Source organism: Mesorhizobium sp. M1A.T.Ca.IN.004.03.1.1, assembly GCF_003997555.1.
In the GTDB taxonomy this organism is placed as follows: Bacteria; Pseudomonadota; Alphaproteobacteria; order Rhizobiales; family Rhizobiaceae; genus Mesorhizobium.
Window position 1 is genome coordinate 1 of the sequence record NZ_RZTV01000114.1, and the last position, 335, is coordinate 335.

Sequence of the window (335 nt, forward strand, 5' to 3'; positions counted from 1 at the left end):
TCGGCCCCGACCGCGGCAATCAGGGCCGACAGAGACAACTTGTCCGATGCGCCGACGCGGCGAAGGACCGCGTGGCGATAGCCGTCGCCAGGCAGCCGGCGCAGCATCTTCGCCCCCTCGATGCCGGCCGCTACGGCCCGGGGCATTACATCCTTGGCGTCAAGCGGACAGCCGAGAATCTCGCTGTAGTCGCTGAGGACCCACCAGAGGAAGTCGATCTCCTCGCGATCCAGGTCTTGGTTGCCCTTGAGCGCGGCGATGACCGGCGCCGTCGCCTTGCGATACGCGTTGTTGGCCCTGGTGCCGGCCGCATTGGCCTCGGGTATCGTGAGCGT

The 335-nt window shown here is 67.5% G+C and carries 1 protein-coding gene; it reads right to left on the reverse strand.

The window, feature by feature from the left end; all coding sequences use genetic code 11:
- The coding region (locus tag EOD29_RS36235) for a GTPase-associated system all-helical protein GASH (RefSeq protein ID WP_206520528.1) at positions 1 to 335 on the reverse strand (335 nt) is incomplete at both ends.